Source organism: Tabrizicola sp., assembly GCF_041911175.1.
Taxonomy (GTDB): Bacteria; Pseudomonadota; Alphaproteobacteria; order Rhodobacterales; family Rhodobacteraceae; genus Tabrizicola.
Genome location: NZ_JAYRPN010000051.1, coordinates 14,082 through 28,102, shown reverse-complemented (window position 1 = coordinate 28,102; position 14,021 = coordinate 14,082). Strand labels below are relative to the sequence as shown.

General features: G+C 68.8%; 11 protein-coding genes. 8 read left to right on the top strand and 3 right to left on the bottom strand.

The features are described from left to right. The first annotated feature begins 35 nt into the window (after positions 1 to 35). Entirely contained in the window at positions 36 to 911 is an 876-nt protein-coding gene (locus tag ACE3P6_RS06735; RefSeq protein ID WP_374393017.1) for a LysR family transcriptional regulator, read from the top strand. A 3-nt stretch (positions 912 to 914) separates the two neighbouring features. On the opposite strand, the gene ACE3P6_RS06730 is transcribed toward ACE3P6_RS06735, so the two are convergent. The 3 genes from ACE3P6_RS06730 to ACE3P6_RS06720 all read right to left on the bottom strand — a co-directional run bounded on the left by ACE3P6_RS06730 (position 915) and on the right by ACE3P6_RS06720 (position 2,508). After that, positions 915 to 1,229 (bottom strand): H-NS family nucleoid-associated regulatory protein, encoded by a 315-nt coding sequence (locus ACE3P6_RS06730; RefSeq protein ID WP_374376274.1) that lies wholly within the window; start codon positions 1,227 to 1,229, stop codon positions 915 to 917. Between the two features lie 70 nt (positions 1,230 to 1,299). Continuing rightward, the gene (locus tag ACE3P6_RS06725) at positions 1,300 to 1,851 is read right to left on the bottom strand and encodes an ActR/PrrA/RegA family redox response regulator transcription factor (RefSeq protein WP_374376276.1); all 552 of its coding nucleotides are present in this window, start codon (positions 1,849 to 1,851) and stop codon (positions 1,300 to 1,302) included. A 30-nt stretch (positions 1,852 to 1,881) separates the two neighbouring features. Continuing rightward, a complete protein-coding gene (locus ACE3P6_RS06720; protein ID WP_374393014.1) occupies positions 1,882 to 2,508 on the bottom strand; it encodes an SCO family protein in 627 nt (208 codons plus the stop codon). Between the two features lie 91 nt (positions 2,509 to 2,599). Between ACE3P6_RS06720 and regB the strand changes: the two genes are divergently transcribed. The 7 genes from regB (at position 2,600) to addA (ending at position 14,020) form a co-directional block, all read left to right on the top strand. After that, a complete protein-coding gene (gene regB / locus ACE3P6_RS06715; RefSeq protein WP_374393011.1) occupies positions 2,600 to 3,991 on the top strand; it encodes a sensor histidine kinase RegB in 1,392 nt (463 codons plus the stop codon). Positions 3,992 to 4,062: 71 nt separating this feature from the next. Next, entirely contained in the window at positions 4,063 to 5,631 is a 1,569-nt protein-coding gene (locus ACE3P6_RS06710) for a PAS-domain containing protein (protein WP_374393007.1), read from the top strand. A gap of 37 nt (positions 5,632 to 5,668) precedes the next feature. Next, positions 5,669 to 6,133 carry a tRNA (adenosine(37)-N6)-threonylcarbamoyltransferase complex ATPase subunit type 1 TsaE gene (gene tsaE, locus ACE3P6_RS06705; protein WP_374393004.1) on the top strand — a complete coding sequence of 155 codons (465 nt, stop codon included), beginning with the start codon at positions 5,669 to 5,671 and terminating at the stop codon, positions 6,131 to 6,133. Further along, a complete protein-coding gene (locus ACE3P6_RS06700) occupies positions 6,126 to 7,142 on the top strand; it encodes an aminoglycoside phosphotransferase family protein (RefSeq protein ID WP_374393001.1) in 1,017 nt (338 codons plus the stop codon). Before tsaE ends, ACE3P6_RS06700 begins: the two co-directional genes overlap by 8 nt. Next, positions 7,118 to 7,822 carry a nucleotidyltransferase family protein gene (locus tag ACE3P6_RS06695; protein ID WP_374392998.1) on the top strand — a complete coding sequence of 235 codons (705 nt, stop codon included), beginning with the start codon at positions 7,118 to 7,120 and terminating at the stop codon, positions 7,820 to 7,822. The genes ACE3P6_RS06700 and ACE3P6_RS06695 overlap by 25 nt, the downstream gene beginning before the upstream one ends. After that, the gene (gene addB, locus ACE3P6_RS06690) at positions 7,815 to 10,709 is read left to right on the top strand and encodes a double-strand break repair protein AddB (protein ID WP_374392996.1); all 2,895 of its coding nucleotides are present in this window, start codon (positions 7,815 to 7,817) and stop codon (positions 10,707 to 10,709) included. The genes ACE3P6_RS06695 and addB overlap by 8 nt, the downstream gene beginning before the upstream one ends. Further along, positions 10,706 to 14,020: a double-strand break repair helicase AddA gene (addA, locus tag ACE3P6_RS06685; protein ID WP_374392994.1), complete on the top strand. Its 3,315-nt coding sequence runs from the start codon at positions 10,706 to 10,708 to the stop codon at positions 14,018 to 14,020. The genes addB and addA overlap by 4 nt, the downstream gene beginning before the upstream one ends. The last annotated feature ends 1 nt before the right edge of the window (position 14,021 follow it).

Below are 14,021 nucleotides of genomic sequence, written 5' to 3'. Positions count from 1 at the left end.
CAATAAGGCTTCCATATTGTAAGGCTGGCTAACATATGGCGACCGACTGGCGCAGCATCCCCTCACTTACCGCCCTGCGCGCCTTCGCGGCGACGGCGGAATTGCGCAGCTTCTCGCAGGCGGCGCGGGTGCTGAACGTGACCCATGCCGCCGTCGCCCAGCAGGTGCGCGCGCTGGAGGATCAGCTGGGCCGCCCGCTGGTGCAGCGCGAAGGCCGGGGCGTCAGCCTGACTACCGACGGCGAACAGCTGGCTGAAGCGCTGGGCGAAGGCTTCGGCGCGATCCAGCGTGGGCTGGAGGCGCTGCGGGCGGGCGAGGCGGATCGCCCGGTGCGGGTGACGCTGACGGCGAGCTTTGCGGCGCAATGGCTGATGCCGCGGCTGAAGGATTTCTGGGAAGAGCAGCCTGACATCGGCCTGTCGCTGCATCCCGACAGCAAGGTCGTCGACCTGCACCGCGAGCGGATGGACATCGGTATCCGCTATGGCAGTGGCGACTGGCCGGGGCTGGAGGTGCAATACCTCGCCTCGGCCCGGCTGGTCATTGCGGGGGCTCCGTCACTGATCGGCGACAAGACCAGGATGACGACGGCCGAACTGGCGGACATGGACTGGGTCCTGTCGCGCAGCTGGCCCGAGCAGGATGCGCTGTTGCGGCAATTGGGGCTGGACCCGGATGCCCTGAGCCGGACCGATATCAGCAGCGAGGAACTGGCCATCGCGGCGGCGCGGCAGGGGCTTGGGCTGGTGGTGGAAACCGCGGCGCTGATCGAATCCGACGTGGCGGACGAGCGATTGCGCATCGTGCACGAGGCACTGGAAAAGCTTCCGGCCTATTTCATCGTGACATTGCCCGGGCCAAAGCGTGCTGCGGCCCGGGCATTCCTGAAATGGCTCAAATCGCAGATCTGAGGCTCAGATCGCCATGTCGTCGGGTTTCTTGCCCTTGGCCAGCGCTTCCGAAAACCAGCGCGGCTTGCGGCCCCGGCCCGACCAGGTATCGGCGGCATTTGCCGGATTGGCGTATTTGGCCATCGAAGGCGAGCGTTTCCGACCGGCGGTGATCCCCATCAACTCGGCCAGCGAAAAGCCCATTGCCTTCGCCTTTTCGTCCAGTTCCGCCAGCGCCTCGCGCTTGCGCCGATCCTCATATCCCGAAATTGCCTTTGCTACCTGCGATTGCAGATCCTTCAGCTCTTTCAAGGAGAGCGTATTCAAATCCAGTTTCAATGCCTGATCCCCCTCGGATAAAGACATCTCCTCAATAGGGCCAATAGCGCAATCGCGCAAGAATTGTTGATTACCTCGGGCTTCTTTTCGCCAGAATGCGCTGCAGGGTGCGGCGGTGCATCGAAAGGCGCCGCGCGGTTTCCGAAACATTCCGGTCGCACATTTCATAGACGCGCTGGATATGTTCCCACCGCACGCGGTCGGCCGACATCGGGTTTTCCGAGGGCTCCGGCAGATTGCCACCCTTGGCCAGGAGCGCATTGGTCACGTCATTGGCATCGGCGGGCTTCGACAGGTAATCCACCGCCCCGATCTTCACCGCCGCCACTGCCGTGGCGATTGCGCCATAGCCGGTCAGCACGACGATCCGGCAGGATGGCCGCTTCTCACGCAGGGCCTCGATGACCTCAAGCCCGTTGCCGTCTTCCAGTCGCAGGTCGACCACCGCATAAGCCGGCGGGCGTGCAATTGCCTTGGCCCGGCCTTCGGCCACGCTTTGCGCGGTGTCGGTCAGGAAGCCGCGCTTTTCCATCGCCTTCGCAAGCCGTTTCAGAAAGGGCTCGTCATCATCGACAAGCAGAAGCGTCGGGTCCGGTCCCAGATCGGCGATGTCTTCGGTCATGCGTCTTTCCTGATCTTCGCGAGCCATGCCCTACGATCTAGCTTTGCCTGCCTTCACGAAACAAGCAACGCTTTCCGCCATCTGGTCGGAACTGACCTCTTGCCGGAAGAAATCGACGAAGCCGGTGCCGGGAAGCATCAGATAGGTGAAGGTCGAATGGTCCATGAGGTAATATTCGTCGCCGGTCTCGCGTTTCTTGTAGAAGGTCTTGTAGGCCTGCGAGGCCGCCTTGACCTGTTCGGGGCTGCCGGTCAGCGCAACCAGCTTCGGATGCAGGTTCGAGGCATAATCCGCCAGAGCGGCGGGCGTGTCGCGTTCGGGGTCGATGGAAATGAACACCGGGGTCACGTCAAGACCCTGCGCATCCAGCTTGTCCACTGCCTCGACGTTGCGCGCCATGTCCAGCGGGCAGACATCGGGGCAGAAGGTATAGCCGAAATAGACGAGGCTTGGCTTGGTGATCACGTCCTTGTCCGTCACGGTCTTGCCTGTCGTATCCACCAGCGTGAAGGGCCCGCCGATATCGCCGCCCGCCACCTGGCCCTGGCGGCATTCGGCAAAGGCGTCATCGGCCCGGTTCGCCACCACATACCAGGCCGAGGCCCCAAGAAAGGCCGCAACCGCCGCCGCCGCCACGCCTGCATATAGCTTTGTCATGTTCATCCCCAGGTCCGATGGGCCGCATTGATCTCAGATGCGCCGACCCGTACCAATGGTCAACCCGCTTGGGAAGATATCCGGTCACGGCATGGTCACTGCGCTCCCCGCCCTTCTGTCCCGCGATGCCGGGGCCAACATGGTGCGCCTGCGCACGCTGATCCTGGTGCGCTGGATGGCGATCGCCGGGCAGATCGCGGCAATCCTGGTGGCCAGCCAGGTCTATGGCCTCTTGCTGCCCCTGGGCCTCTGCGCGCTGGCCGTCGGGTTTTCGGTGCTGGCAAACCTGCTTCTGGTCGGGCTTTACCCCGAGAACCGGCGGTTGAGCGAGGCCGAGGCCTTCCTGACCCTGCTCTTCGACCTGGCGCAACTGGCCTTCCTGCTGGTGCTGACCGGCGGCCTGACCAATCCCTTCGCGATCCTGCTGCTTGCCCCGGTCACCATCTCGGCCAGCATGTTGCGCCTGCGCTCCACGCTGCTGCTCGGCGCGCTGGCAATCCTGTCCGTCTCGGTGGCGATGGTCTGGTATCTGCCGCTGCGCTTTGCCGACGGGACCGAACTGGTCATTCCCCGGCTTTTCGCCTTCGGCTTCTGGCTGTCCATCGTCATCGGCATCCTGTTCCTCGGGCTGTACTCCCGCCGGGTCGCGACCGAGATGCGCCACATGTCCGAAGCGCTGCTGGCGACCCAGATGGCCTTGGCGCGCGAGCAGAAGCTGACCGACCTGGCCGGGGTCGTCGCTGCCGCCGCACATGAACTGGGCACGCCCCTGGCCACCATCAAGCTGGTCAGCGCGGAACTGATCGACGAGCTGGACGCCCAGCCCGAGTTGCAGGAGGACGCCCGCCTGATCCGCGAGCAGGCCGACCGCTGCCGCGACATCCTGCGCGACATGGGCCGTGCCGGGAAGGACGACCTGCACCTGCGGCAGGCGCCGCTGTCGGCGGTCCTGCGCGAGGCGGCCGAGCCGCACCTGGCGCGGGGCAAGCAGGTGGATTTCGCCTTCGTGCCGATCATGGACGGCGACGAGGCGCAACCGACGATCCTGCGTCGCCCCGAGATCATCCACGGCCTGCGCAATCTGGTGCAGAACGCGGTGGACTTCGCCCGCTCGACCGTCTGGGTCGAGGGGGAGTGGACCTCGCGCCGCATCGTCGTCCGCATCACCGACGATGGCGAAGGTTTCCCGCCCAGCGTGATCGGCCGCATCGGCGACCCTTTCGTGCGCGCCCGCCGTTCCGAGCCGGAGGCCGAGAAGCGTCCGGGCTACGAGGGCATGGGGCTGGGGCTCTTCATCGCCAAGACGCTTCTGGAACGGTCCGGGGCCGAGTTGTCCTTTGCCAACGGAACCGACCCGTTCCTGCCGCCGGAAGATCGGCCAGACCGCTGCGGGGCGGTGGTCGAGGCGGTGTGGGATGCCGCCGACCTGGTGCCGCCACCCTCGTCCGGCGGCCTGGGCGAGAATACCCGTTTCGAAAGCTGAGGCGCAGTTAACGGGCAATTAACCGAATCCGGCCTAGCCTTGCGGGGTGCTTTCAGTCCCGGAGGGTCCAGATGGCGGGCGAATGGTCGATGGCGTTCGGAATGGTGGTGACCGGCTTTCTTGTCGCGCTGTCCGCGCTTCTGCTCCTTGCGGCCTGGCAAGGCCGTCGCCAGCCTGCCCGCCCCAGCATCTTCGACCAGGGCTCGCCCCAGGTCACCTATCTCTTCGACGGCGAGCGGTTGATCGACGCCTCGCCCGCCGCGCGCGCCCTGCTGCCCGAGGGGGAGGACAACCGCGCCTGGTCGCGGCTTGTCGCGCGGTTCGGGCCGGACTTTCCCGATCTTTCCGAACGGCTCGCCAATCTGCCCCGCGTCGGTCAGATGCATGTCCCCTCCCGGCCCGGTGCTGATGCCCCGCTGGTTCTTCGCGCCGAACATATCTCCGGCCTGACCCGGGTGACGCTGGACGGCGGGCAGACCGCCGGTCAGGCGGGCCAGGCCGATGCGGCGACGGTGGCGGCGCTGCAGCAAGAGGTGATGGCGCAACGTGCCATCCTGTCGCGCGCGCCCGTCCTGATGTGGAAGGAGGCGACGGAAGGCGCGGTGATCTGGGCGAATCACGCCTATCTCATCCGCGCGGTGGAGCTGCTGCCCGAGGGCGAGGACCTGTCCTGGCCCCTGCCCAGGCTTTTCGACCAACCCGAGCCGACCGCCCGCCTGCCCCGGCTGAAGCTGCAGATGCCGAGCGGCCCGGAATGGTTCGACCTGGTGCGGATGCCGCAAGGGGACGAGACGCTGTGCTACGCGCTGGCCGCCGACAAGGCGGTGCAGGCCGAATCCGCGCTGCGCGAATTCATGCAGACCCTGACCAAGACCTTCGCCGACCTGCCCATCGGCCTGGCGATCTTCGACCGCTCGCGGTGCCTGCAGATGTTCAACCCCGCGCTCGCCGATCTGACGACGCTTGCGCCCGAACTGCTGATCTCCCGCCCGACGCTGAACGCCTTCCTCGACGCGATGCGCGCCACGGCGATGATCCCGGAGCCGCGCGACTATCGCAGCTGGCGCAAGCAGCTGGCCCGGCTGGAGGAAGAGGCGACGATGGGTCTCTTCGAGGAAACCTGGAGCCTGCCGGGCGGCCAGACCTACCGGGTCATCGGGCGTCCGCATCCGAACGGCGCGCTGGCCTTCATGTTCGAGGATATCTCGAACGAGATGTCCCGCACCCGCCGCTATCGGGCGGACCTGGAACTTGGCCAGTCGGTGATCGACGCGGTGGAGGATGCGGTCGCCGTCTTCTCGCAGGGGGGACAACTGGTGATGTCGAACCACGCCTATGCCCAGCTCTGGCAGCACGACCCGCAGGTCCTGCTGTCCGAGGCAAGCATCGCCACGCTCTGCGCCTGGTGGCGCGACCATGCGGCTCCCTCGCTTCTGTGGGACGACGCGACCGACTTTGTCACCAGCGCGGGTGATCGCACGCCCTGGGAGGGCGAAGTGCGCCTGCTCGACGGGCGGCTCGTCTCGTGCCGGTTCCGCCCGCTGACCGGCGGGGCGACGCTGATCACCTTCCGGGCGCAGGCCGCGCTGGCGTTCCACACCGTCCGCGACGCGACCCCGATGGGTCTGCTTTCGGCCTGAGGCTTGCGGCGGCCTGCCCCGCCGCTACAGTCGCGCCATGACCGTTGCCGCCCCGCTTGCCCTTCACCTGCCCGACGCCGATGCGACGGAAGCCTTGGGCCACAGGCTTTCCGCACTGGCCCGGCCCGGCGACGTGATCCTGCTGGAGGGCCCGATCGGGGCGGGGAAGAGCAGCCTCGCCCGCGCCTTCATCCGCGACCGGCTGGGGAACGCGGAAGAGGTGCCCTCGCCCACCTTCACCCTGGTGCAGGTGTATGACGCGGAGGGGGTGGAGATCTGGCACGCCGACCTTTACCGTCTGACCCATCCCGACGAGGTCTGGGAGCTGGGCCTTGACGATGCCTTCCAGTCGGCGATCTGCCTGGTGGAATGGCCCGACCGGCTGGGCGCGCATCTCCCGCCCGAAGCACTGCGGATCAGGCTGGAAGCGGCGGGCGAGGGGCGGCGGGCGGTGATCAGCGGCGGGCGGGCCGGGCTGGGAAGGGCGCTCGCCGATGGCTGACCGGCCCGCAGAAATCACCGTCTTTCTTGCGCGCGCCGGGTGGGGCAGGGCCGGACGCCACCACCTCGCGGGCGACGCCTCCGACCGCCGCTACGAACGGCTGCGGCTTGGCGCGGCAACCGCTGTCCTGATGGACAACCCGCCCGGCGGGGCCGACGACCCTGCCGCCTTCGCCAGCATGGCCCGGCACCTGCGCAGCCTTGGCCTTTCCGCCCCCGCTATCCTGGCCGAGGACCTGTCCCGCGGTTTCCTGCTGCTCGAAGACCTGGGCGACGATGTTTTCGCCCGTCTCCTGACCGCCGACCCCGCCCGCGAGGCCGAGCTATACGCCCCGGCGGTCGACGTTCTCCTCCACCTGCAAACCGCCTCGCACCCGCCGGGCCTGCCGAATCTTTCCGCCAGGGACTGGGCGACGGCGGCGGGCTTCGCGCTGGACTGGTATGCCTTCGCCGCCAGGGGAGCCAAACCGGACGGGGCCGATTTCCACGCCGCCCTCGCCGCGGCGCTGACCGCTCATGCCGACGGCCCCCGCGTGCTGATCTTGCGCGACTACCATGCCGAGAACCTGCTCTGGCTGCCCGGTCGCGAGGGGCTGGCCCGCGTCGGGCTGCTCGACTTCCAGCTCGGGCAGCTGGGCCAGCCGGGCTATGATCTCGTCTCGCTCCTGCAGGACGCCCGCCGCGATGTCCGGCCCGAAACCGAGGCCGCGATGATTGCCCGTTTCGCCAATGCCGCCGGAGCCGACCCCTCTGCCTTCGCCGCCCACTACGCCACCCTCGGCGCGCAGCGGGCGCTGCGCATCCTTGGCGTCTTCGTGCGGCTCTGCCTCGTCGCCGGGAAACCGCAGTACCTGCGCCTGATCCCGAGGGTCTGGGGCCAGTTGCAACAGAACCTTGACCACCCGGCCTTGACCGACCTGCGCGCGATCTGCAACCGGCTGCTGCCCGCGCCCTCCCCCGAACTCTTGCACAAGATCGAACGGCAATGCCCGACTTCCTCTTCCCGCTGATGATCTTCGCCGCCGGGTTCGGCACCCGGATGGGCGCGCTGACAGCCGACCGCCCGAAGCCGCTGATCCCGGTCGCAGGACGCGCGCTGATCGACCATGCGCTTGAGGTGGGGCAGCGGGCGGGCGTGTCCCGGACGGTGGTGAACACGCACTATCGCGCCGGACAGATGGCGGCACATCTTGCCGGTCGCGATATCCTCATCAGCCACGAATCCGGACCCATCCTCGAAACCGGCGGGGGCCTGAAAGCCGCGCTGCCGCTGCTGGGCGATGGCCCCGTCGCGATCCTGAACAGCGACGGCATCTGGACCGGGGCGAACCCCCTGCGCGAACTCGCCGCCGCCTGGGACCCCGACCGGATGGAGGCGCTGCTCCTCCTCCTCCCGCTGGCCGACACGCTGGCCCACGGCCCGAAGGGCGATTTCCGGCTGGCCCCCGATGGCCGCATCCGCCGGGGTGAGGGCGGTGAGGACCATGTCTACATCGGCGCGCAGATCCTTGACCCGGCCCGGATCGCCGCCACCCCCGACGCGGTCTTTTCGCTCAACAAACCCTGGACGGAAATGATCGCCGCAGGTACCGCCTACGGGATCGTCCACCAGGGCGGCTGGTGCGACGTGGGCCACCCCGAGGGGATTGCGGCGGCGGAAACGCTCCTCCACTCTGCGCAAGATGACTGAGCCGAACCTCTACGCCCTGCCCCCCGGCGTCGATTTCCCCGCCGAACTGGTCGAGGGGCTTCTCACTCGCATGGCCGGTCAACCGCCCGAAGCGCTGGCGCGGGTGGTGCTGATCGTCAACACCCAGCGGATGCGGCGGCGGGTGACGGAATGCCTGCAAGCCAAGGGCGCGCTGCTCCTGCCGCGGCTGCTGCTCGTCACCGAAGCTGCCGCGCTGGCGCAGGTCGCGCTGCCGCGCCCGATTTCTCCCCTCCGCCGCAGGCTGGAGATGTCGGTGCTGCTCGACGGTCTCCTCGCCACCGGCTTCACCCAGTTCCCCCGCACGGCGCTTTACGATCTGGCCGACAGCCTCGCCGCGCTGATGGAAGAGATGCAGGGCGAAGGCGTCGCGCCCGAGCGCATCGCAAGGCTGGACGTCGCCAACCACTCCGCCCACTGGGCGCGGACGCAGGCCTTCCTCGGCATCGTGACCGAGGCCCTGCGCGGTGAGGCGCCCGATGCCGAAGCCGTGTTGCGCGCGGCGGTGACACGGCTGGCCGACCAGTGGTCGGCCAAGCCCCCCGCCGACCCGGTGATCCTCGCGGGCTCCACAGCCTCGCGCGGGACCACGGCGCTCTTGGTGCAGGCCATCGCCCGGCTGCCGAAGGGCGCGGTGGTCCTGCCCGGCTATGACTTCGACACGCCCGATCCGGTCTGGGCCAGCATGGACGACGCGCTGACCGCCGAGGACCATCCGCAATACCGTTTCCGCCGGGTGATGGACCTCCTGGGCTGCGGCCCGCAGGCGATCCGGCGCTGGACCGACGTGCAGCCCCCCGATCCGGGTCGCAACCGGCTGATCTCGCTCTCGCTCCGCCCCGCGCCGATCACCGACCAGTGGCTGACCGAAGGGCCGATGCTCCCCAACCTTGGCCCCGCGACCGAGGCGCTGACCCTGATCGAAGCCCCAAGCGAACGCGCCGAGGCCATCGCCATCGCCCTGATCCTGCGTGAGGCGGCGGAGACAAACACCCGCGCCGCGCTGATCTCGCCCGACCGCAACCTGACCCGCCGCGTCACCGCCGCGCTCGACCGCTGGGGCATCCGCCCGGACGACTCGGCGGGCCGTCCGCTGGCCTTGTCGGCGCCGGGGCGGCTGATGCGGCAGGTCGCGGCGCTCTTCGGCCAGAAGCTGACCGGTGACGCGCTGCTGGCGCTGCTGAAACACCCGCTCGCCTTCTCCGGTCCCGGTCGTGGCCCGCACCTGATCCTGACCCGCGAGTTCGAGCTGCATCTCCGCCGTCACGGCCCCGCCTTTCCCACGGCGGAAAGCGTCCAGACATGGGCCGAGACCCAGACCCACGACCGCGCCGCCGACTGGGCGCGGATCGTGGCGGCGACGCTTTGCGGGCACGAGACGATCCCGAAGCTGCCGCTGGAAGACTTCGTCGCGATGCATCTGGTCCTGACCGAAGCCCTCGCCCGCGGCTTTGCCGAAACCGGCACCGGCGCGCTGTGGGAGAAGGCCGCGGGGGAGGAGGCGCTGAAGGCCGTCTCCGAATTGCAAGCCGACGCCGGGGCCGGGGGCGAGATGACGCCTGCCGACTATGCGGGCGTGTTCCTCGGGGTCCTCAATCGGCATGAGGTGCGCGAGACGGAAAGCGTGCATCCCGGCATCATGATCTGGGGCACGCTGGAGGCCCGCGTGCAGGGGGCCGACCTGGTGATCCTCGGCGGGCTCAACGATGGCACCTGGCCCGCCCAGCCGCCGCCCGATCCCTGGCTGAACCGGGCGATGCGGAAGGAGGCCGGGCTTCTGCTCCCCGAACGCCGGATCGGGCTTTCGGCGCATGACTACCAGCAGGCGGTGGCGGCGAAGCGGGTGGTCCTCAGCCGCTCGAAGCGGGGGGCCGAGGCGGAAACCGTCCCCTCGCGCTGGCTGAACCGGCTGGTGAACCTGATGTCGGGGCTCCCGGAGCGGAGCGGCCCCGAGGCGCTGAAGGCCATGCGCGCACGGGGCGACGACTGGCTCGGCAAGGCGCAGGCCTTCGACGCGGCGCCCCTCGAAGACCCAGCGAAGCGCCCCTCGCCCCGCCCCCCCGTCGCGGCCCGGCCGAGGAAGCTGTCCGTCACCGAGATCAAGACCCTGGTCCGCGATCCCTATGCGATCTACGCCCGCCATGTCCTGAAACTGCGCCCGCTCGATCCGCTACGCCCCGAAGCCGACCCCCGGTTGCGCGGCACCGTGCTGCACGAAATCCTGGAGGTCTACCTGCGCAGCGGTGGCGGCGACCGCGAGCGCCTGCTTTCGATCACCAGTGCCGTGCTGGCCGACCGGGTGGCCTGGCCCCTGGCCCGCACCATCTGGCAAAGCCGCATCGCCAAGGCGGCGGACGCCTTCCTTGCCTTCTCCGCCACGACCGGAGGCCAACCGGTGCTGATCGAGGAGAAGGGCGCGGTGACGCTTCAAGGCCTCGATTTCACGCTGACCGGCAAGCCCGACCGGATCGACCTTCAGGCGGACGGGCGGCTGTACCTGATCGACTACAAGACAGGCGCGCCGCCGACCAAGGCGCAGCAGAAGCATTTCGACAAGCAGCTGTTCCTGACCGCCGCGATGGCCGAAGGCGGCGGGTTCAAGGGGCTGGATCCGGCAGAGGTGGCGAAGCTGTCCTATGTCGGGCTGAAGGCGGAACTGGCTGAAGAGACAACGGACCTGCAACCCGGCGAGGTGGCGGAAGTCTGGGCCGAATTCGGTCGGCTGATGGCCAGCTACGCGCGTCCCGGCCAAGGCTACACCGCCCGCCGCGCGCTGGAATCCGTGCGCGACCCCAGCGACTACGACCACCTCTCGCGCTTCGGCGAATGGGACATGACCGACGATCCCGCACCGGAGGACCTGTCATGACCGACGCCTCCACCCGCCAGATCGCCGCCGCCGATCCCGCGCGGAACACCTGGCTTTCGGCCAATGCCGGGTCGGGCAAGACCCGCGTGCTGACCGACCGCGTGGCGCGCCTCCTCCTGGGCGGGGTCGAGCCGCAGCATATCCTCTGCCTGACCTACACCAAGGCCGCCGCGTCCGAGATGCAGAACCGGCTGTTCAAGCGGCTGGGCGAATGGGCGATGATGCCCGAAGCCGCCTTGCGCGAGACGCTTTCCACCCTGGGCGAGGGCGCGCTGTCGGCACAGCGCCTGTCCCGCGCCCGCCAGCTGTTCGCCCGCGCGATCGAGACGCCGGGGGGCCTGCGCATCCAGACCATCCACAGCTTCTGTGCCAGCCTTCTGCGCCGCTTCCCGCTGGAGGCGGGCGTGCCCCCCGGCTTCACCGAGATGGACGACCGCGCCGCGCGCCAGATGCGCGCCGAGATCGTCGAGGAAATGGCTGACGGCCCGGACGCAGCCGTGGTTCGCCGCCTGACCGAGGTGCAGGACGGCGAGGATTTCGCCAAGCTGGTCGAGCAGATCGCCAGCCACCGCGCGGCGTTCGAAACACCGCTGACCGCCGCCGAAATCTGGCCTCTCTTCGGCCTGACGCCCGGTTTCAGCCTGGGCGACGTGCTGGCCGACGTGTTCTTCGGCGACGAGGCAGTCTGGATGTCCGGCGTGATCGGCATCCTTGCCCACGGCTCGAAGACCGACGCCAAGGCCGCCCAGACGCTCGGGTCGCTGGACCTGCGCGCGCCCACCTCGGACACGCTGGTGGCGCTGGAGGATTGCCTGTTGAACAAGGGCGGCAGCAAGGACCCGTCGCAGCACTATGCCGCGAAGATCGGCAGTTTCCCGACAAAGGATACCCGCCCGCTGCTGGGCGAGTTGATCGACCCGCTGAACAACCTGATGGCCCGTGTCGAGGCGGCGCGTGCGAAACGCGTTGCCCTTTCCGCCGCCGGGAAGACCCTCGCGCTGCACGATTTCGCCGCCGTCTTCCTGAGGCACTACGCCGACCGCAAGGCCGCACGGGGGTTCCTCGATTTCGACGACCTGATCGCCCGCGCCAAGGCCTTGCTCACCGACCCCTCGCTGGCCGCCTGGGTGCTGTATCGGCTGGACGGCGGTATCGACCATATCCTGGTCGACGAGGCGCAGGACACCAGCCCGGAGCAATGGCGGCTGATCGAGGCGCTCTCCGCCGAACTGATCGCTGGGGAGGGCGCGACCAATCGGCAGCGGACGCTTTTCGTCGTGGGCGACAAGAAGCAGTCGATCTATTCCTTCCAGGGCGCCGATGTGACCGCCTTCGACCACATGCGTGGCCATTTCGGCAGTCGTCTGGCCGGAGGCGCGGGCCTTGTGGAAGGCGCGCTGGAACATTCCTTCCGTTCCTCACCCGCCGTTCTGGAGGTGGTCGACCGCACCTTCACCGCCGACCAGCACGCAGCACTTGGCGGCGGCTCGCATCACCTGGCCTTCAACGAAGCGCTGCCCGGACGGGTCGATGTCTGGCCGGTCATCGGCAAGGAAGACAAGGCCGAGCCCGGCCCCTGGTTCGAACCGCTGGACACCCCGCACCCGGAGGACCCGAACGTCGCGCTGGCGAACCGGATCGCCACATGGATTCGCGACCGGGTGGACGGCGGCGAACAGATCCCGCAGGCGGGCAAGCCCGACCGCCCGATCCACTACGGCGATTTCCTGATCCTGGTGCAGCGCCGGTCCGAGCTGTTCCGCGAGATCATCCGTGCCTGCAAGACCCTGGGCCTGCCCATCGCCGGGGCCGACCGGCTGAAGCTGGGCGGCGAACTGGCGGTGAAGGACCTCGCCGCGCTGCTCGCCTTCCTTGACACGCCCGAGGACGACCTGTCGCTCGCCGCCGTCCTGCGCTCCCCCCTCTGCGGCTGGTCCGAGGCGGAGCTGTTCCGTCTTGCGAACCCGCGCAAGGGCTATCTCTGGGAGGCTTTGCGCGACCATCCCGGCCACGACGCGACCCGCACATTCCTGAACGACATGCGCGGCCAGGCCGATTTCCTGCGCCCCTACGACCTGATCGAGCGCGTCCTTCACCGCCATGACGGCCGCCGCAAGCTGATCGGGCGGCTGGGGGCCGAGGCCGAGGACGGGATCGACGAACTGCTCTCGCAGGCCCTGTCCTACGAGGCGACCGAGGTGCCGAGCCTCACCGGCTTTCTCGCCTGGATGGAGACCGACGAGGTCGAGGTGAAGCGCCAGCTGGACGGCGAGGGCCAGCGCATCCGCGTGATGACGGTCCACGGCGCCAAGGGGCTGGAGGCCGAAATCGTCATCCTGCCCGACACCTGCGACCGCACCCCGCAGGACCGCGACCAGCTGTATCGCCTGCCGGGCGGCTCGCCGGTCTGGAAGGTCGCCAAGGACGAAAGCCCCGCGCTGATCGCCGAAGAACGCGCCGCGCGGGCGGAACGGGATGCGGCGGAACGGTTGCGGCTCCTCTACGTCGCGATGACCCGCGCCCGGTGCTGGCTGGTTGTCGCCGGGGCGGGCAAGACCACGCAAGCGACCTGCTGGCACAACCTGATTTCCGCCGGGGTCGCCGCCGCCGGGGCCACGATCACGGACGGCATCCTCCGCCACGCCTTCGGTGACTGGCCCGGCCCGGCCCTGCGCACCGTGACCGCTGCGACACCCCCCGCCGTTTCTGTCTGGGCCTCGCACCACGCCCCCGAGCCCCTCCGCGCGCCGAAGGTGCTGTCGCCCTCCGACCTCGGTGGCGCCAAGGCGCTGCCCGGTGAGCCGCTCTACCCCGAAGCCGAGGCCAAGGCGCGCGGCACCGCGCTGCATCTTCTCCTCGAACGGCTGCCGGGCCGCGATCCCGGCGACTGGAACAGCCTCGCCGCCACCCTGGTCCCCGACCCCCTGCACCTGACCGATGCCCTCGCCGAGGCGCGGCTGGTCCTTGCCCACCCCGACCTCGCCCCCCATTTCGGCCCCGAAACGCTGGCGGAAGTTGCCGTCACCGCCCCCTGGGGCGACCGGACGCTGGCGGGCACCATCGACCGGCTGGTGATCACGCCCGACCGCATCCTGATCATCGACTACAAGTCGAACGCCGTGATCCCCGACCGGCCCGAAACGATTCCCGAAGGCATCCTCCGCCAGCTTGGCGCCTATGCCCACATGCTGACGCAGATCTACCCCGACCGCCCGGTCGAGACCGCGATCCTCTGGACCAAGCACCCCCGCCTGATGCCCGTCGATCCCGACATCGTGAGGCAGGCGTTCCTCAGAACCACGATCCCTTGAC